The 18,514-nt window shown below is 56.4% G+C and carries 11 protein-coding genes and 1 pseudogene; 7 read left to right on the forward strand and 5 right to left on the reverse strand.

Annotation, left to right across the window (positions count from 1 at the left end):
• Nucleotides 1–25 precede the first annotated feature (25 nt).
• On the forward strand, nucleotides 26–733 hold the full coding sequence (locus tag IEW65_RS09670) for a DUF3581 family protein (RefSeq protein WP_188639265.1): 708 nt from the start codon (nucleotides 26–28) through the stop codon (nucleotides 731–733).
• 49 nt (nucleotides 734–782) lie between these two features.
• Here the strand turns inward: IEW65_RS09670 and IEW65_RS09675 are convergent, their stop codons facing one another.
• Nucleotides 783–2,510, reverse strand: a complete 1,728-nt coding sequence (locus IEW65_RS09675) for a potassium/proton antiporter (RefSeq protein WP_188639266.1) — start codon at nucleotides 2,508–2,510, stop codon at nucleotides 783–785.
• Nucleotides 2,511–3,196: 686 nt separating this feature from the next.
• Between IEW65_RS09675 and IEW65_RS09680 the strand changes: the two genes are divergently transcribed.
• From IEW65_RS09680 to IEW65_RS09690, 3 genes are all read left to right on the forward strand, one after another.
• Nucleotides 3,197–4,183 (forward strand): TRAP transporter substrate-binding protein, encoded by a 987-nt coding sequence (locus tag IEW65_RS09680; protein ID WP_188639267.1) that lies wholly within the window; start codon nucleotides 3,197–3,199, stop codon nucleotides 4,181–4,183.
• Between the two features lie 61 nt (nucleotides 4,184–4,244).
• Complete coding sequence (locus IEW65_RS09685) at nucleotides 4,245–4,781, forward strand: TRAP transporter small permease (RefSeq protein ID WP_188639268.1); 537 nt, start codon at nucleotides 4,245–4,247, stop codon at nucleotides 4,779–4,781.
• Nucleotides 4,778–6,043, forward strand: a complete 1,266-nt coding sequence (locus IEW65_RS09690) for a TRAP transporter large permease (RefSeq protein ID WP_188639269.1) — start codon at nucleotides 4,778–4,780, stop codon at nucleotides 6,041–6,043. Before IEW65_RS09685 ends, IEW65_RS09690 begins: the two co-directional genes overlap by 4 nt.
• 31 nt (nucleotides 6,044–6,074) lie before the next feature.
• Here the strand turns inward: IEW65_RS09690 and IEW65_RS09695 are convergent, their stop codons facing one another.
• From IEW65_RS09695 to IEW65_RS09705, 3 genes are all read right to left on the reverse strand, one after another.
• Nucleotides 6,075–6,953: a transglutaminase family protein gene (locus tag IEW65_RS09695; RefSeq protein WP_188639270.1), complete on the reverse strand. Its 879-nt coding sequence runs from the start codon at nucleotides 6,951–6,953 to the stop codon at nucleotides 6,075–6,077.
• Nucleotides 6,950–9,358: a circularly permuted type 2 ATP-grasp protein gene (locus IEW65_RS09700; protein WP_188639271.1), complete on the reverse strand. Its 2,409-nt coding sequence runs from the start codon at nucleotides 9,356–9,358 to the stop codon at nucleotides 6,950–6,952. The genes IEW65_RS09695 and IEW65_RS09700 overlap by 4 nt, the downstream gene beginning before the upstream one ends.
• A gap of 76 nt (nucleotides 9,359–9,434) precedes the next feature.
• Nucleotides 9,435–12,785 carry a transglutaminase family protein gene (locus tag IEW65_RS09705; RefSeq protein WP_188639272.1) on the reverse strand — a complete coding sequence of 1,117 codons (3,351 nt, stop codon included), beginning with the start codon at nucleotides 12,783–12,785 and terminating at the stop codon, nucleotides 9,435–9,437.
• Between the two features lie 641 nt (nucleotides 12,786–13,426).
• Between IEW65_RS09705 and IEW65_RS09710 the strand changes: the two are divergent.
• Nucleotides 13,427–14,530, forward strand: a pseudogene (locus IEW65_RS09710) (circularly permuted type 2 ATP-grasp protein); the annotation flags it as partial.
• A 178-nt stretch (nucleotides 14,531–14,708) separates the two neighbouring features.
• Nucleotides 14,709–15,707 carry an alpha-E domain-containing protein gene (locus IEW65_RS09715; RefSeq protein ID WP_188639274.1) on the forward strand — a complete coding sequence of 333 codons (999 nt, stop codon included), beginning with the start codon at nucleotides 14,709–14,711 and terminating at the stop codon, nucleotides 15,705–15,707.
• Here IEW65_RS09715 and IEW65_RS09720 read toward each other — a convergent pair.
• Complete coding sequence (locus tag IEW65_RS09720) at nucleotides 15,704–16,765, reverse strand: zinc-binding metallopeptidase family protein (RefSeq protein WP_188639275.1); 1,062 nt, start codon at nucleotides 16,763–16,765, stop codon at nucleotides 15,704–15,706. The two genes, IEW65_RS09715 and IEW65_RS09720, sit on opposite strands and share 4 nt — an antisense overlap.
• Nucleotides 16,766–16,990: 225 nt before the next feature.
• Here IEW65_RS09720 and IEW65_RS09725 point away from each other — a divergent pair, with 225 nt between their 5' ends.
• Nucleotides 16,991–18,487 (forward strand): CoA-acylating methylmalonate-semialdehyde dehydrogenase, encoded by a 1,497-nt coding sequence (locus tag IEW65_RS09725; protein WP_188639276.1) that lies wholly within the window; start codon nucleotides 16,991–16,993, stop codon nucleotides 18,485–18,487.
• The last annotated feature ends 27 nt before the right edge of the window (nucleotides 18,488–18,514 follow it).

Here is an 18,514-nt window from a genome sequence, read left to right on the forward strand (position 1 = left end):
TCAACGCTAGGCAGGCAGCAAAGCCATGTTCAAGGATTTTTACGCGCAGCGCGGGGAGTATGTAGTGATCTCCGCTGAGCAGGCCAGCCGCTTCGCTAAAGGTGTGGCCGGCGACTACAACCCAATTCACAATCCGGATGCGCGGCGTTTTTGCGTACCCGGCGACCTGCTATTTACGCTGGTGCTGGTGAAGTTCGGGCTGTCGCGACAAATGGAATTTCGCTTCACCAATATGGTGGGTGCTGATACACCGATTAAGTTTAGTGAAACCGCTAATGGCGACATTCACGTCTGCGACGAAAGCGGCAAGTGTTACTTGCAGGTGGTGCGCAGCGGGGAGATGACCCGTGATGAAGCAGTGGTTGAAGGGTTTGCCCGCTGCTACGTGGCATTTTCGGGTAAAAATTTTCCCCACTACCTCAAGCCGCTCATGGAGCAGCATGGGGTGATGTTCAATCCTAAGCGCCCGCTGGTGATCTACGACAGTATGGGTTTCTGCCTGGAGCGTTTAGACGGCTTTTCTCCCAACTTAGCGCTGACTCAATCCTCTTTGGAAGTTCAAGGCAAGCGCGCCGATGCGCTGTTGGAGTTCTCGATTGAGTCCGCCGGAGAAGCGGTGGGCGTAGGCTCTAAAAAGCTCGTGGTAAGCGGGCTGTGCGACTACGATGACGTTGAAATGGCCGCGATTGTAGATGAGTTTTACCGCTTAAAAGCGGCCTACGAAGCGGCGTGACGCCACGAGGCTTACATGGCCCACACCTGGGGCCATGTAAGTCAGCACTTTAGGTGTCGTTTTCGCTGTGAGCGGCTATTTGTAACGCCACGGTAGTGACCCTTTCTCCTAATACTCCCTCGACGGTTAGCGTCATCCCATCTAATGCCAGCGTATCGCCGGCACTCAAAGGCACCGGCAGTTTGGCGCGCAGCAGTGCATCCAGCGTCAGTTCGTCATCCTCTGTTAGCTTAAAACCATACGAATGCGCTAAATCGCCCAGCGTTGTGCTTCCCTTTAGCCTGAGCGGCTGGTCTGAGAAGTCGCTACTGACCTTGTCAGGCGCATCGGAAAAAACGCAGTCTACAAAGGGGCGAGTCTCTGGTCGCAGGACGACAAACAAATGATCTCTGGGATGCAGTTCCGTGGAGCCTCTGGGCGGGATCACTTCGTTGCCCCGGGTAATCATGGCCACTACCGTCGTATCAGGCAGCGCCATCTGGGATAGCCGCCGCCCAGCCGCACGGGGCTGCTCGCTTAGGGTGTACTCCACGATATCGGCATCGACCTCTTCCAGCGCGGTGATCTCCAAGCTAGCCGCCGGAAGCGCGGGCGGTTTTTCGGTGAGTTTTAGCTTGCGTGCCACAAAGGGCAGCGTCGTGCCTTGAATCGAGGCGGAAATCAGCACCACGAAAAACACCACATTGAAGATGAGCTCTGCCCCTTCAAGCCCAAACATGAGCGGGAAAATGGCCAGAATAATAGGGACTGAACCGCGAAGGCCTACCCAAGAGACAAGACTGATCTCACGCGTGTTGAAGCCAAACAGCTTCATCACAGGAGCAACCGCCAGCGGACGGGCGACTAGAATCAGTACTGCTGCAATGACTAACCCTTCAAACCACACATCTAACAGTGACAGAGGATTGATCAGCAGGCCCAGCACAACGAACATGACAATCTGGCTTAGCCATGCTAACCCGTCGTGAAATAGAAAGGTGCTGCGCTGAAAGGCAATGCGATGGTTACCGATAAACACCCCGGTTAAAAATATCGCTAGAAAGCCGCTGCCACCTAAGTTTGCAGAAACTCCAAAAGAGAGGAAGCCACACGCGGCCACCAGCACGGGATAGAGGCCCGAGGCCACAAGGTGAATACGGTTGATGAGCTTCACTGAAAGCCAACCGACGCTCAGACCCACTACCGCACCCACGCCCATTTGCATCACGAATAGCTCGAGTAACCCCATCCCTGGCTGCATGCCGTTAACGAGCACTTCCAGCAGGCCAACGGTGAGAAAAATCGCCATCGGGTCGTTAGAAGCGCTTTCGATCTCAAGGGTCGACTTCAAACGCTTGTTAATATGAATGCCCGCGTTACGTAGCAGCGAAAACACCGCGGCCGCATCGGTAGAGCCGACAATCGCCCCCAGCAATAGCCCTTCCAGCAGCGGCAGACCGAGAATGTAGGCAGCCGCGGTACCGGTAATGAGCGCCGTGACGAGTACCCCAAAAGTGGCCAACAGCGAAGCGGGTTTCCATACGGCGCGAATGGAGGCGGTAGGGGTTTGTAAGCCGCCGTCAAACAGAATAATCGCTAGTGCCAGCGTGCCTAGCGCATGGGCACCCTCTGGGTTATCAAAAGCAATGCCGCCAATGCCACTTTCACCGGCCAGCATGCCAATCACTAAAAACAGTACCAGCACTGGAAGACCAATACGGGCAGAGAGTTTGCTTGAAAGAATGCCTACCAGCAGCAGTACAGCGGCCAGCAGAATAAGCTTATCCACGGGAAACATGCGTTGTCCTTACCATAAACCAACGTTGCCATCAGGCGGTCAGTGCCGCCGTCAGGGAGGGTATGATGTGAAGGTTGGCTGCTAAACAGCCAGCATGTGGGGTGAGGCGCGGGTGGGGGGTAAACGGCAGCGTTCTGCATGGCTAGCTTGCGCAGCCTGCCAAGGCCTGTTGCCTGTTAATCGTGTATCAGGAGCATCAACGGCCCAGGAGTGAACGGTAAATGGTTCGTCGCCCTGTATAAAGAAAGCCGGTAAAACAGAGGCGTCTGGGGAGGCAGTCGTTAACGGGTGGCGAATGCGTGGCAGTTCTGGCAGATAAGCGAAATGTCGTTGCTCGCCATGGCCGACCCACTGTACGCCTGTGGGCTCCGCACTTTTACCCACTAACGGGTGTTCAATGCCGGATGCGCCAAGACACAGGACAACTAAGCAGCAAAGTCCCATTAGCCGAGTAAACTGACTAATAGAGTACCTGGATGAGTGCTGGTGTTTGCTGTGTGAAGGGCTGGACGGCATGGCATCTTCCTGATGAGAGTGACTATCATCCTTTTTTCTGCCTAAGAGCGTCAAGGGGGATCAACAAGCACGGGTGTTATCAACGATGTAGCTGGGGTATTCTCAGGGGCTACTAACGAAAATAAAGCAAGACGCTAACGTCTTGCCGCTGGGATCCTGAGAGGCTTTGCATGAACCGAATGAAAACGCTGACGCTTGCCTGCGCAGCCGCCGCCCTGGCCGTTTCTTCCATGAGCGCACAGGCGCGTGATTTCCGTTTAGGGCTGATTACCCCCGCCCAGCATCTGTGGTCCACCGAAGCCGAAGCGTTTGCGCAAACACTCAATGAGCGCTCAGGCGGTGAGCATAGCGTCAGCGTGTTTCCTGCTCAGCAGTTAGGTAATGAAGCGCAGATGGTGCAGCAGCTACAAACCGGTGCGCTAGACATGGCCTTTCTGACCATTGCCGAAATCTCCAACCGCATTCCTGATTTTGGCGCGCTCTACGCCCCGTATCTGGTGGACGACGTCAATCACGCGGCGCGCCTGTTGCGCTCAGATGCAGCCGGTGAGCTACTCGACTTGATGCCGGAAGGTGTGGGCCTTGTTGGGGTAGGTTACGGCATGGTGGGCATGCGCCAAGTATTGAGCCGCAGCCCCATTGAAATCGCTGAAGACCTGCAGGGCCAGCGGCTGCGTATTACGCCCTTCGAGCCGATCCGCGACTTCTACACCGCCACCGGCGCTGCCCCTGCGCCCATGCCTTTGTTGGAAGTGTACGATGCCCTCGCCAATGGGCAGGTCGATGCCATTGACATGGATTTCGACTCGATTCTGATTTTGAAATTCTACGAGCAGGCGAACAATCTGCTGATCTCCAACCATATGATGTTCCCGATGGTGGGGGTGGTGTCTGGGCGGGTATGGCGCGAGCTCTCTGAGGAGGACCGCGAGCTGATTGATACCGCCATGGCCGAACACCTGGAAAATGTATTGACGGGTTTTGAGGAGATGGACGCTGCTCAGGAAGAAGAAATTCGCGGGCTGGATATCAATATTGTTGAAGCCGATGCCGAGTTTTTCTCTGATGCTATTGCTGAGTGGGAGAGCATTTGGGCAGCGAAAGCCCCCATGCTGGAAACCCTGCGCGCCGAGGCTGACCGCTTGCGCGAAGAGTAGTTTTTGATGATGAGCAACCTGTTGCTCATACGTTAGTCGTTCATGAAGGCCCTTAATCATCATGCTGCAACGCCTTTCTCATCGGCTTGCCCGCTGTGAAGAGATCACCGCCGCTGCCTTGGCAGCGGCGGTGACGTGTTTAATCCTCACTAATATCGCTTTTCGCGCGCTGGGCAGCCCGCTTTACTGGGTCAGTGAACTGGCGATTTACGCCATGATCTGGATGACGTTTTTGATTGCCGGGGCGGTGCTCAAGCGCCGCCAGGGCATCGCAGTGACGCTTTTGAGCGACCTACTACCACCCACGGGGCGTCACTTGGTGGGCGTGATGGTGGATGCCATGGTGCTGCTGTTTGCGCTGCTGCTGGTATGGCTCTGCTGGCGCTGGTACCAGCCGCTGACGCTTGCCCAAACCGGTTTCGACACACGGGCGTTTCAGGGGCAAACGTTTAATTTTATCTATGCGGAAAACACTTCCACGCTGGGGATTAAAAAGTTCTGGGCGTGGCTGATTGTGCCCTGGTTTGCGCTCTCGCTGAGCCTGCATGGCGTCGCCAATTTGCTGCAGTCGCTTAAGGCGCTTAGGGGGCAGTTATGACCGTTGTGGTGTTCTTGCTGCTTCTGCTGGGGGCGGTGCCCATTGCGCTGGTGCTAGCACTTACGGCGATGTGGTACATCCAGGCTTCTGGTAATACGGTGCTGTTTGATTCTTACCCGCAGCAGCTGTTCAGCGCTATTGAAAGCTATGGGCTGTTGGCGATTCCGCTGTTCATGCTGGCAGGTGAGTTGATGAACGAGGGCGGGCTTACCAAACGCTTGATTGCTCTTGCGCGCATTCTGGTGGGCGGATTTCGCGGTGGCTTGGCTTATATCAACTTAGTCGCCAATATGATGATGGCGGCGATTATTGGCTCGGCGGCCTCACAAATCGCCATTATGTCCCGTGCCATGGTGCCTGCCATGGAGGAGGAGGGGTACGACACGCCTTACAGTGCGGCGATTACCGCTGCTGGCGGGCTGTTATCGCCTATTATTCCGCCCTCTATGCTGTTCGTACTGTTTGGGGTAATGGCCCAAGTACCCATTGCGGAGATGTTTATCGCTGGGCTACTGCCGGGGCTGTTGCTGGGGGCGAGCTTTTTCGTGGTCATCGCCCTGGTGGGGCTGGTGCAGCAATACCCGAAAGGGGAGTGGCCCAGCCGTCAACAGGCGCTGCACGATGCGCTATGGGGCATGCCTGCGCTGCTGATTCCAGTGATTATCATTGGCGGTATTTTGCTGGGTATTGCGACGCCCACAGAGTCGGCGGCGCTGGCCTCGCTGGCGGCGCTGTTAATGGGGCGCTTTGTGTACGGCGATCTGCGTTTTCAACAGCTACCCCAAGTGCTTACCCGCACGGCGATTAATGCCGGGCTAGTGATTATGCTGATTGCAGCGGCAGGCGTCTTTGGCTGGGTAGTGATTTATGAGCAGTTACCGCAAATGGCCGCTGCGTGGATTGCCGAGCTCACCAGCGACCCTTTTGTATTCTTACTGCTGGTGATTGGAGCACTACTGCTGGTAGGTATGGTGATAGATGGCATTGCCGCACTGATTTTGGTGGTGCCTATTTTAATGCCGATTGCCCAAAGCCAGTTTGCGATTAGCCCTTACCAGTTTGGCGTGGTGGTCTGCTTAACCCTGGTGATGGGGTTACTCACCCCGCCAGTAGGCGCGGGGCTGTTTATCGCTTCCTCCATGACCGGCGCGCCGCCGCTAAAAATCTTCCGAGCGCTGCTGCCCTTTTTGCTAGCCACGTTGGTGACTCTGGTGCTGCTGGCATGGCTGCCATGGTTAACTAACGGTCTTATTCAGCGCTGAAGACAGCTCTGAATAACGATGCCCGCGCGGCCTAGGCCGCGCTGTGGTCGGTGAGCGGCATGACATCTACTTCCACTTCAAGCTGATGTTCGCCGCCGCCGTTCATCACGCCTTTGAGCGGCGCTACGTCGGCGTAATCTCGGCCCCAGGCCAGCACCGGGTGCTGCTCCCCTGCCACTGTGCCGTTGGTAGGGTCCAGCGCTAGCCAGCCCCAGTCGGGAATCCAGGCAGCGAGCCACGCGTGGGAGGCATCTGCGCCAATCAAGCGGGGTTGGCCTGGGGGTGGTTGGGTTTCCAAATACCCGCTGACATAGCGGGCGGGCAATCCAACCGAGCGCAGTGCGCCTATGGCTAGGTGGGCAAAGTCTTGGCATACGCCTCGCCGGTTAGCGAGTACTTCGCTTAATGGCGTCGCCAGAGTGGTGAAACTGGGGTCGTATTCAAAGGTGTCGTAGATCAGCTGATTAAGCGCTAACGCCGCTTCGACCAGCGGGCGGCCTGGCGTAAAGCAACTGCGGGCAAACTCCGCCAGCTCATCGTTGCGGCGTATAAACGGGGAGTCCAACCGATAAAGCTGCATGTCGAAGCGGCTGTCGGCGCGTAGCTGCTCCGCGACGCTCTCCCACGCGGGAGACGTGTGGGGTAACGGCCCCAGCGGCTGAGTATTGAGCGGCGTTACCACGGTGACGTCGAGGGTTTGGTGAACGTCCTCCATGGCGAAATAGAGCACTCGATTGCCAAACACGTCGCGGCGTTCCGACTGCACTTGGGGCATCGGGCTGATGGTTAGCTCTGAGGCGCCACACTGCTGGTGCTGGGTTTTACGCGGCAGCACCCGCGCCTCGCTATGGCACAGCGTAACCGGGGCGCTGTAGTGATAGCGTGTGGTGTGCCGCAAGGTGTAGTTCATTCGTCGGGCTCCATGCTGACAAGTTGGCGCGGCCGTTCTACATGGCTAAAGTGGCTATGGCTAATGGCATCAGACAGTGCGTTGAGCGGTGCAATCAGCTCATCCAGCAGTTGCTCCAGCGCCTCCTGGGCATCGGGGGTGTCGGCGAGATGGCTAAGACGGTCAATATCAGCCAAGTGCAGCGCCGCGTTGGCCTGTATCAACAGACGCCGCTCCGCGTTGCGATAGGGCGAGGAGCTACCGGGCAGCCTATCCATTTGCCGCTCTAGGCGCTTGAGCATATAGCCCACTGAGCGTGGGTTGGTCTCATCGAATAGCAGCAGGTCCAAAATCGCTTCTGGGTGCAGCTCGCTACGATAGCGCCTGCGGTAGGCGGTGAAGTTGTCCGTTGTCGCCAACACCACTTCCCAAAGCGCCAGCCCTGGTGAATGGGGGGCGTTCAGGGTGAGTTTGAGCAGCGACAGCAGCCCTAATACACGGTCCAGGAAGCGGCCAATATCCATAAACCGCCAACCGTAGTGGTGGGGCATGGTTTCATTGCACAGCCCAAAGAACGCGGCAATTTGCGCTGAAAGCCCTTCGCAGGCGCGGCGGGCAGCGCTGGCACCCAAGCTCGGGTTGAAGGTATCTACCCGCTGGCGTAATTGGTGCACTACCCGCCAGGAGTCGTCGCCTAAATGGTCGCGTACGCTTCTCGCATTGCGCAGCAGGTGGGCAAACATGGGCTGCAACGCCAGCGGCTCACGTTCGCCAAACTGTGCTAGCAGCGCGGTACGCTTCTGTGCGAAGCCTACCAGCGGCGGTTTTGCACCTTCACCGTCATGGTTGAGCGTGGTGATCTCTAGCGCTAACAGCAGTTCGTCCAACAGTTGGTCGGCAATCTCGTCCTGGTCATACTCCATCAGCCTCAGCAGCGCTTCACGCAGCAAGCGTGCGCGGGCGTCTAAGCGCTCGCCGTAGCGGCCTAACCAAAACAGGCTTTCAGCAACGCGGCTGGGTAGGTCGGTACCGTCCCGCGTGGCGACCACCGGGCCACGGGCTTGGCGCAGTTGGCTAACGTGCGGCTGCGGCGTATTCGCAGTGACCCACACATCTTTTACGACCGGGCTGAGTAGCGAGGGTGAGCCAGGGGTGCCCACCCAGGCCAAACCACCCGGCATAACGTGATAGTCGCTGGGCTGCTGGCTGCGCGTGGACACGCTGTGTGGTGCCCGTGATACGAAACAGCGCAAGTTAAGCGTCGCTGGCGAGAGCCGCTGCATCTGGTGATCAAAGATAGGCGCTGTCGCAGGCTGGGTGTGAGCATCGGCATTGGGCAGCAGTAGCTCTTCACCCAGCAGGTGCTGACACAAAGCTGGCAGGTAATCGGCCAGCTCAGGTAGCTCTAAAGCGCCTACGCCTAAGGCATTGGACATCGCGACACCGCTGGCGCGTGCTGCTTGTAATAAGCCAGGCACGCCCAACTGAGAGTCACCACGCAGCTCTAGCGGGTCGCAGTAGGCGTCGTCACAGTGGCGAAGCACCACATCTACCGGCTGTAGGCCGCCTAACGTGCGCAGCCATAGCTGGCTATCACGCACGACCATATCCTGGCCTTCGGCTAGGTCGATGTTCAGATAGTTGGCAAGGTAGGCATGCTCAAAATAACGTGGGCTACCGGGGCCAGGGGTAAGCAATACCACGGTGGGGTTATCGCGATGCTGGTAAGCCAGCGCAGTCAGCGTGCGATGATACTTGTCTAAAAAGCCTGCCAGCCGTTTTAGCGGCGCATTGCGGTACATCTCAGGCAGTGCCCGCGCCATCAAAATCCGGTTTTCAAGCGCAAAGCCGGTACCGGAAGGTGCTTGTAAGCGGTCACCGATCACGCGCCATTGACCCTCGGCATTTTGAATCACATCAATGCCGTGAAAACTGATCGCTGGCCGGTCGCTGGGCTGTGAGCCGTGGCAGGGCAGTAAAAAATGGGGAGAGGCGAGGATGGCTTGGGTCGGGAGTAAGCCCGCATCAAACAGCGTTCGCGCCCCGTAAATATCGTCGTAAAGCGCATTAAAGAGACGAGTGCGCTGGGTTAAACCCACTTCCAGCGCTTGCCACTGCAGTTGATCGATCACCCAAGGCAGCGGGTCAAGCCGCCATGAACGCCCTTGGATGTCGTCATGCATGTTAAAAATAACGCCGTTTTCCGCCAGCAGGCGCTGAATTTCTTCATGCTGCTGGTGGCGGCCATCCGACCCCAGCGCCTCCAAAGCGCTGAGAAGGCTTTGCCAGCCAGGGCGCAGCTGGCCCTGCCGGTCAAGCATGGCATCAAAGGTGCCGGGCTGTCCCTTGCCTAGCTGATTCAAGTAGTCCTCAACGAGTCCGGCAGTGCCGAACTCAAGCAGTGAGGGAGAGACAGGGGCGGTCATGATCCTTGTTGTCCTAAGCAGGTAAGGGGCGGATTATCCTGCAGCTAGCGTTGATAAGAAAGCATTAGACACACCATTAACGTGGGCTCCAGCGAAGATCCAGCGTGCAGGGCAGCTCAAGGCTCTGTATTTCTGGCATCGGCGCTTGGTAACCGTGGCCATGACCGCTGTCGCTAAAGCGGCCTAAACGCCGCGCTTCCGCTTCAAACGCATTGACTGGGAAGGTATCAAAACCTCGTCCGGTAGGGTGCGACACATAATAGGTGCAGCCCGCCACAGAGCGTTGGTTCCAGGTATCAATCACATCAAACACCAGCGGCGCATGAACAGGAATTTGCGGATGCAGCGCGGAGGGCGGCTGCCAAGCGCGATAGCGCACGCCCGCTACAGCTTCACCATTGCGGCCAGTGGGCGTCAGCGGGATTTGGCGGCCATTGCAGGTCACCACATAGCGCTCGCCGCTCATGCCGTTTACTTTGACTTCTAAGCGCTCAACCGATGAATCGACATAGCGTGCGGTGCCGCCCGCAGCGGCTTCTTCGCCCAGCACATGCCATGGCTCAATCGCTTGGCGTAGCTCGATATTGAGCATTGGCGTATGCAAGCGCCCGTGCACAGGGAAGCGGAACTCAAGGAAAGGCGCGAACCAGTCAAGTTCAAAGTCAAAGCCGTGGTGGCCCAGGTCACTCAATACGTCGTTCAGGTCTTCCCACAAATAGTGGGGCAGCATCCAGCGGTCTTGCAGTGCGCTGCCCCAACGCACGGGCTTGGCGCGGTAAGGCGTTTTCCAGCAGCGAGCCACTAACGCACGGATCAGCAGCATCTGCATCAGGCCCAAGCGGGCATGGGGCGGCATCTCGAAGCCGCGCAGTTCTAAAAGCCCCAAGCGGCCGCTGTCGCTATCCGGTGAGTAGAGCTTATCGATACAGAATTCGGCGCGGTGCGTGTTGCCGGTTAAGTCGGTGAGCAGGTGACGCAGCAAGCGGTCGACTAACCACGGTTGCACAACCTCGCCTTCGGGCATCTGCTGAAGGGCAATTTCCAGCTCATACAGCGCTTCATGGCGCGCCTCGTCCACCCTGGGGGCCTGGCTGGTGGGGCCAATAAACAGCCCAGAAAATAGGTACGAAAGGCTTGGGTGGTGCTGCCAGTAGGTGACGAGGCTGGCGAGTAAGTCTGGGCGGCGCAAAAACGGGGAGTCATCCGGCGTAATGCCGCCAAGGGTGACATGGTTACCGCCACCGGTGCCGGTGTGGCGACCATCAAGCATAAACTTCTCGGTGCCCAGACGTGCTTGGCGCGCTTCGTCGTAGAGCCGCTCGGTTTGCGCTACCAGGGTTTGCCAGCTTGCAGCGGGCATGATGTTGACTTCAATAACACCTGGGTCTGGGGTGACTTGGAAGCTTTCAAGGCGTGGGTCGCGGGGCGGGGCATAGCCCTCAATCATGACCGGGCAGCCCAATGTGCGGGCGCACTCCTCGATGCTGCTGAGTAGGTCGAGATAGTGCTCCAGCTGGGTTAGCGGCGGCAGGAAAATATGCAGTCGACCCTCGCGCGGCTCAATACACAGGCTGGTGTGAATAATTTTATGTTCGCGGTCGTTCTCGGCGCTAGGCTGCTGCTGAACGGCTTCACCCTCGGGGTGGCTGTGGCTTGGGTGTAGGCTTTGGCCAAGACGTTCAGCGCCGGTAAGCCGGTGCTGCTCGGCGTTACGGCGCGCTACTTCGCCATGAATGTCGCCCAGTACCGGGCGTGGGGCAAACAGCGATTGCGGCTGGGGCTGCTCTTCCGGGTCGGCCCAGGGCAGTGCAGAAAGCGGTAGACGCAGACCCATCGGCGAGTCGCCGGGCACCAGGAAAAGGTGGTCGCGCTTTAACGGCCAGCGCCCGCTCTCCCAGCGGTGAGACTGAGCGATAGAGTGGCGCAAAGGTAGCGCATAACCCACCACTGCCCCTAAGTCTTGCTCCAGCAGGCGGGCAAGGCGACGGCGTTCAGCGTCATCTTTTAAGTCGGTGTCTCTCGGGTCAACGCTCACCGGCAGCGTTTGTTCTTTCCACAGGTAGTAGTAGGCATCTTCGAAGGCAGGAATCCAGTGGCGCTCGGCAATCCCCAAGTGCTTGCTAAGCGCACGGGTAAAACGCTGCGCCATAGCATCATCTACCGCCACGGAGGGTGCGCCTTCCATACAGGCAAGCCACGTCGGGTCGCGCCACAGCGGTACGCCATCTTTGCGCCAGTAGCAGGCCAGCGCCCAGCGGGGAAGCGGTTCGCCGGGGTACCATTTACCTTGCTGCTGTTGGATCACGCTGTCCGGTGCGTAGGCGGCTTGAAGCCGTGTCAGCAGAGCTTCAGCACGTTCCCGCTTATGTTCACCGAGTGCTTCAGTGTTCCACTGAGGGCTTTCCATATCATCAATGGAAACAAACGTAGGCTCGCCGCCCATGGTAAGGCGAACATCCTGCTCATTGAGCTCGCGATCCACCTGATCGCCTAGCTCAAGAATTTTTTCCCACTGTTGGTCGCTGTACGGCTTGGTCACCCGTGGGTCTTCATGGATGCGCTCAACGCGCATTTCCACATCAAACTCCACCTCACACTTATCAGAAAAGCCGGTAATAGCCGCAGCGCTGCCGGTGGTGGGAGTGGCTGCTAATGGGATATGCCCTTCACCGGCAAATAAACCAGAGGTGGGGTCGAGGCCGACCCAGCCTGCGCCGGGTAGGAACACTTCGGTCCAGGCGTGTAGGTCGGTGAAGTCCACCTCGGTGCCGCTGGGGCCATCGAGCGCTTTCACATCCGGCGTTAGCTGAATCAAATAGCCCGACACAAACCGTGCGGCGAGCCCCAAATGGCGCAGGATCTGAACCATCAGCCAAGCGCTGTCACGGCACGAACCACTGGCGAGCGTTAGCGTTTCTTCACAGCTTTGTACGCCAGGCTCCATACGTACCAAATAGCTAATGTCGTGGTGTAAGCGTTGGTTCAGTGCGACTAGAAAATCCACGCTGGTGGTGGGCTCAAGCGACACTTCTTTCAACCACTCTTTTAGACGTGGGCCTGCTTCGGTGACTTCAAGGTAGGGCCCCAACTCCTTAGTGAGGTCGTCTGGGTAAGCGAATGGGATTTTTTGGGCAACGTCATCTAAAAAGAAATCAAACGGGTTGATCACCGTCATAGGGGCGATCAGTTCAACGGCAATCGTCAGTTCTTTACGCGGCTCTGGAAACACCACGCGGGCATTAAAGTTACCAAAAGGGTCTTGCTGCCAATTTAAATAGTGGTCATCGCCAGAAATATTAAGCGAGTAGGCATCAATATGGGTACGGCAGTGGGGCGCAGGACGTAAACGAATGACATGGGGCGAAAGTTTCACCGGGCGGTCAAACCGGTAAGTGGTACGGTGATGCAAGGCAACGCGAATGGTCATGAGCCACCCTCAAAAAAAGTCAAAAGTAACCGCGCTGATGAACAGTAGGGCGTCGGTTAAGAAGATAAGTAACTAGAAGTATCGTTGGAGTTGAACTTTTTTGCAGCTGCAATATGGATAAAGACGTTTAAAGAGTGTGGAAAATTGTCAGCGCACCAAAAAGGCTAATTGTGACGCACTGTTTTGGTGCTTTTTTGCTCTATTGGTTACTAAAAAGTGCAATTTAAGTTCTCTATTGCATAAAAAAGTAGCCTGCGGGGCATAATGAATCGTCAAGAAGGCTCTAAAAGGTGGTTAAGCGTTGAAATAGCGGGGAATATGGTACGAGTTTTGCGTGTTTATATAGTCAAGTTGCTACGTACATTGCACGCGGCAGGCCTACACTAGTGAATTAAGGAAGTTGCCGCTTCCACCCTAGCGCCAGGAGAGCGCCCATGAGCCAAGTAGACTGGAATAATTATGCGTGCCGTGATTTTTACGATGAACTGTTAGCGGCCCCAGGCAAGCCACGTGCCTCCGCGGATGAGTTGTGTAACATGCTGGCGCACTTTAGCGCTGAAGAGTTGGCCGAGCGTAAAACAGCGGCTGAAATTGCCATCCGAACGATGGGTATTACGTTTACCGTCTATTCAGAAGGGGCCATGATTGATCGTGCGTGGCCCTTTGATATTGTACCAAGAATTATACCGGCCAATGAGTGGCGTAAAACAGAGGCAGGTTTAAAGCAGCGTGTTCAGGCACTCAATCTGTTTATTGATGACCTCTATCACGATCAAAAAGTCATTAAAGATAAAGTATTGCCGGCTGAAGTGTTGGCTCAGTCGGCAAACTTTCGTCCCCAGTGTGTCGGCGTTAATCCTCCCCATGGTATATGGGCGCATATCTGTGGCTCTGATTTAGTGCGTGGTGGCGACGGCACTCTTTACGTTCTAGAAGATAATTTGCGGATTCCTTCCGGTGTTTCTTACATGCTGGAAAACCGCAATGTTACCAAGCGCGTGCTGCCGGAGCTCTTTGCCTCAGGCAAGATTTTGCCGGTGGATGATTATGTCGCCCAGCTTTACGACATGCTGGCGGCGATGTCGCCACGTCCAGGGGACGACCCGCAAGTCGTGGTACTCACGCCGGGGATTTATAACTCAGCCTATTTCGAGCATGCCTATCTTGCCCAGCAAATGGGTGTTGAGCTGGTGCAAGGCAGTGATCTACTGGTCGATGACGATGACGTCGTTTATATGCGAACCGTCGAAGGCCTGCGCCGTGTCGACGTGATTTATCGCCGGGTCGATGATGAGTTTTTAGACCCCGAGGCGTTTAACCCGCACTCCATGCTGGGGGTGCCAGGTTTGATGCGCTCTTGGCGAGCGGGCAAGGTCGCGCTGGCGAATGCGCCTGGGGCAGGCGTTGCCGATGACAAAGTGGTGTACGCGTTTGTACCTGACATCATCCGCTACTATCTCGACCAGGAGCCGCTGCTGCCTAATGTACCCAGCTACCTGTGTATGTTTGAAGATGACCGTAAGTATGTGCTGGATCACTTAGATGAGCTGGTCGTAAAACCTGCCAATGAGTCTGGCGGCTATGGCATGTTGATTGGCCCTCGCTCTACCAAAGAGACCCGTGACGAATTCGCCCGGTTAATCAAAGCAAACCCGCGTAACTATATGGCTCAGCCTACGCTGGCGCTTTCAACGACTCCAACGCTTGCTAACGGCTTGCCGCAGCCGCGTCACGTCGATCTTCGTCCGTTTATTTTGTCAGGCCCGGAAACCCATGTCACCACCGGTGGGCTGACCCGCGTTGCCCTCGTGGAGGGCTCTTTGGTGGTGAACTCTTCCCAGGGGGGCGGCAGTAAAGATACCTGGATTGTTGAAACTGATGAGAACGCGGCAGGTGCCGCTGAGCAGAAAGGAGCCTAGCGCCATGCTGTCACGCGTAGCAGAAAATCTCTACTGGATGGCGCGCTATATTGAGCGGGCCGAAGACACCGCGCGGCTGTTAAGCGTTAACAGCCATTTGATGCTGGATTTGCCCCGCCACCTGCCGCTTGGCTGGGCACCGCTTATTGAAATGACCGGTACGCTGGAAGCGTTTAATGCTAGCCACACCAGCTTTGACGAGCGCAGCGTTGTACATTTTTTATGTGCCGATGCCCAAAACGGTAGCTCTATTCTTTCAGCGCTGGCCAGCGCGCGGGAGAACTTGCGTACTACGCGGGATGTGGTGCCACGAGAAATTTGGGAAGAGGTGAACCAGCTCTATCTTAGCGTGGCGGACCATGCCGAAAACGGGGTCAGCCCACGGCGTCGAGATGCGTTTTTGAAGAACGTTATTCGTGGCTGCCAGACGCTGACGGGTTTGATTGAAGGCACGCTGAGTCACGGTCCGGCGCGTACGTTTATCAAGCTGGGCCGCCAGCTTGAGCGCGCCGATATGACCACGCGGATTGTCGATGTGCGCTCGGCCAGTTTATTGCCGCAAAACCCTGAAGAGTTGTTGCCGTTTGAGAACTTGCAGTGGATGAGTGTGCTGAAATCGCTCACCGCGTATCAGATGTATCGTCAGCAGGTGCGTCTGCGGGTGCGTGGCCCTGATGTCCTGCGCTTTTTGCTACAAGACCCACACCTACCCCGTTCAATTGCCTGTAGCTTAGAAACCCTAGGGCATGAGCTGCAGCTGTTGCCTCGCCAAGACCGCGTGGCGGCGACGGTGTCGCTGGTGCGGGCTGACGTTGTGGATGCAGATATTCAGGCGCTGGCGCATTCACCAAGCAAGCTGCACGCCTTTGTGGATGAGCTGCAAATTGGTTTTGCGGCGATTCACGATACGCTCAGCGCTACTTATTTTGTGAATGCCGATAATGTTCCTCGAGTGACTCAGCGGCAAAGCCAGAGCCACTCAGGAGATCAAGATAACGACTAGTTAGTTTGAGGGCTGGCGTCTGCGTTATGAATCAGTTGGTGCAGGTACGTCAGCTTTTCTCGCACGGCAGGAGCAATCACTCCCGGTGCCAAATCCAGCAAGCCCATATCACGATTAAGCTCGTTTACCGCCATGCCTACCTGATGAAACGCCTGTAGCATGCTGTCCAGCGTGCCATCATATTCTGCGCGGGAAAGTCCCATGTGCAGCGCCGTATCTAACACAGCTACCATATCGAGATAGAACGCAAACGTCTCTGCAAAATCTTCCCATGGATGCATCGACGCATACGCCGAGATAAAGCGCGTTGGCCAATCAGCAGGCGCGCCTTGTTGATAGTACTGCTCGAGTGCATCGCTGTAAGTGGGGTTGTTGTGGTCGCCAAACACACGACAACTGGCGTCTTCATCCTGGCCTTTTACCAGTAAATCCCAGTAGTAGTGGCCCACTTCATGACGAAAGTGGCCAATGAGCGTACGGTGGGACTCGTTCATGTCGACCCGTAACCGCTCACGCTCAACGTCATCGGCTTCTTTAACGTTGATGGTGATATGGCCATTGGCATGGCCTGTATAGACCTTTTCTTGTTTTGCCGTAGAGCGCCACAGACCCTGGTCGGGAAGCGCATCCGCCATAAACGAAAAACTCAGCGGTACGCGTATGTTTTCACCCTCAATACCGTGGGGCAGTTTGAGCAGGTCCAGAGTATGGAATAGCCGTCGTTTTGCGCCTTCCAGTGCTGCCCAGCGCTCACGGTTGCCCTCAATATCTAGGTCGGGGATCACATCGTTGTAGCGGCAGCAGTCGCACAGCGTATCTGCATGGCCCTCTGCCATTACCACCATCCGGTTACACACATTCTCGACGGCGTAATTATGGCATTTCATCAGCGCGGTACCGCAGCCTTCGTGGGTGCACTGGTAGCCGCCATTATCTAACGGCTCTAGCGCGACAATATTGTTGCAGGCGGGGCACCAGCCTACTTCAGACTCACAGGATAAGCAGTGAGTGTTTTCGAAAAACAGCGGATTACCGCAGCGGCAGCTAAACGTCTGCATGGATGCCTCCTTGTGTGATCACCACAGCGCATCTCACGAGGGTGAATGCTGATACGCAACTGTCTCAGCATAGCGAGGCCGCCGCTGGGAAGGAAAGGCAAATTGTGGTTGGCAGCGTGATTAACCTTTATCCAGTGGCTAATTGACGTTTACGTCAACTTGCTGATATACCCTACGGGTTCCTAAACAGATTCCATAACAAACATAACCATGAGGAAAAGCGTCATGTCCGTTCGCGAAATACCGATGTATATCGATGGTCAGCCGGTGATGTCAGAAAGCCAGGAGTGGCGGGACGTGGTTAACCCAGCGACCCAAGAGGTCGTCGCTCGCGTTCCCTTCTGTACCGCTGAGGAGGTTGAGCGCGCCATTGCCAGTGCCAAAACAGCCTTTAAAGAGTGGCGTAAAGTACCGTTAGGTAAGCGCATGCGCATCATGCTCAAGCTACAGGCGCTGATTCGTGAGCACACAGGCGAGCTTGCGGCGCTGATTACCGAAGAGCATGGCAAAACCCTGCCCGACGCGGAAGGTGAAGTAGGGCGCGGCTTGGAAGTGGTAGAACACGCGTGCTCGATTACCTCGCTGCAGCTAGGTGAGCTGGCGGAAAACGCGGCGAATGAAGTAGATGTGTACACCATGCACCAGCCGCTGGGTGTAGGCGCGGGTATTACTGCGTTTAACTTTCCGATTATGCTGCCTTGCTTTATGTTCCCGCTGGCCATCGCTACCGGCAACACCTTTGTGTTGAAGCCCTCTGAGCAAGATCCCAGCTCTACTATGCGGCTGGTTGAGTTGGCTCATGAAGCGGGAGTTCCTGCAGGCGTCTTAAACGTAGTGCACGGTGGGCCTGATGTGGCGAATCAAATCGCGGATCATCAGGATATCAAAGCGCTGTCGTTTATTGGCTCCACTCACGTAGGTTCGCTGCTGTATAACCGCGCCGCCGCCGCAGGCAAGCGTATGCAGGCGATGATGGGCGCGAAAAACCACTGTGTTGTCATGCCGGATGCTAACCGCAGCCAAGCCATCGATAGCCTATTGGGCTCTGCGTTTGGAGCCGCTGGGCAGCGCTGTATGGCCAACTCCGTCGTCGTGCTGGTAGGCGAAGCGCGCGAGTGGATCAAAGATATCGAGGCGGGAGCCCGTGGCATGAAGGTAGGGCCAGGCACTCAGCGTGATGCTGATCTAGGGCCGCTGGTATCGCCACAGGCCAAAGAGCGAGTCGAGCGCTTGATTACTGCGGGTGAAAAGGAAGGTGCGACACTGCTGGTAGATGGCCGCGGTTACACGGTAGAAGGGTACTCCGAAGGTAACTTCGTTGGGCCAACCCTGTTTGCCGATGTCACGGCAGACATGACCATTTATCGAGAAGAGATTTTCGGCCCAGTATTGTGCGTGGTGAGCGTAGAAACGCTGGATGACGCTATTGCGTTTATAAACGCGAATCCTAACGGTAACGGCACGTCTATCTTCACCAATTCAGGCTGGGTGGCGCGGCGTTTTGAAACCGACATCGACGTGGGCCAAATTGGTATCAACGTGCCGATTCCGGTGCCCGTTGCGTACTTCAGCTTTACCGGCTCGCGGGCGTCTAAACTGGGCGACTTAGGCCCCAACGGTAAGCAGGCTATTGCGTTTTGGACGCAAACCAAAACGGTTACCGCCCGTTGGTTTGAGCCTGAAAATGTCTCTAGCGGTATTAACAGCACGATATCGCTGTAAACAAGCACACAAAATACCCCTTCTCCC

Origin of the sequence: Vreelandella lutescens (genome assembly GCF_014640815.1) — a bacterium.
GTDB classification, from domain to species: Bacteria; Pseudomonadota; Gammaproteobacteria; order Pseudomonadales; family Halomonadaceae; genus Vreelandella; species Vreelandella lutescens.

What these genes read in the sequence shown, in the direction of transcription:
- IEW65_RS09670 (WP_188639265.1), top strand. Translation starts at nt 26, where the DNA reads ATGTTCAAGGATTTTTACGCGCAGCGCGGGGAGTATGTAGTGATCTCC.
- IEW65_RS09675 (WP_188639266.1), bottom strand. Translation starts at nt 2,510, where the DNA reads ATGTTTCCCGTGGATAAGCTTATTCTGCTGGCCGCTGTACTGCTGCTG.
- IEW65_RS09680 (WP_188639267.1), top strand. Translation starts at nt 3,197, where the DNA reads ATGAACCGAATGAAAACGCTGACGCTTGCCTGCGCAGCCGCCGCCCTG.
- IEW65_RS09685 (WP_188639268.1), top strand. Translation starts at nt 4,245, where the DNA reads ATGCTGCAACGCCTTTCTCATCGGCTTGCCCGCTGTGAAGAGATCACC.
- IEW65_RS09690 (WP_188639269.1), top strand. Translation starts at nt 4,778, where the DNA reads ATGACCGTTGTGGTGTTCTTGCTGCTTCTGCTGGGGGCGGTGCCCATT.
- IEW65_RS09695 (WP_188639270.1), bottom strand. Translation starts at nt 6,953, where the DNA reads ATGAACTACACCTTGCGGCACACCACACGCTATCACTACAGCGCCCCG.
- IEW65_RS09700 (WP_188639271.1), bottom strand. Translation starts at nt 9,358, where the DNA reads ATGACCGCCCCTGTCTCTCCCTCACTGCTTGAGTTCGGCACTGCCGGA.
- IEW65_RS09705 (WP_188639272.1), bottom strand. Translation starts at nt 12,785, where the DNA reads ATGACCATTCGCGTTGCCTTGCATCACCGTACCACTTACCGGTTTGAC.
- IEW65_RS09715 (WP_188639274.1), top strand. Translation starts at nt 14,709, where the DNA reads ATGCTGTCACGCGTAGCAGAAAATCTCTACTGGATGGCGCGCTATATT.
- IEW65_RS09720 (WP_188639275.1), bottom strand. Translation starts at nt 16,765, where the DNA reads ATGCAGACGTTTAGCTGCCGCTGCGGTAATCCGCTGTTTTTCGAAAAC.
- IEW65_RS09725 (WP_188639276.1), top strand. Translation starts at nt 16,991, where the DNA reads ATGTCCGTTCGCGAAATACCGATGTATATCGATGGTCAGCCGGTGATG.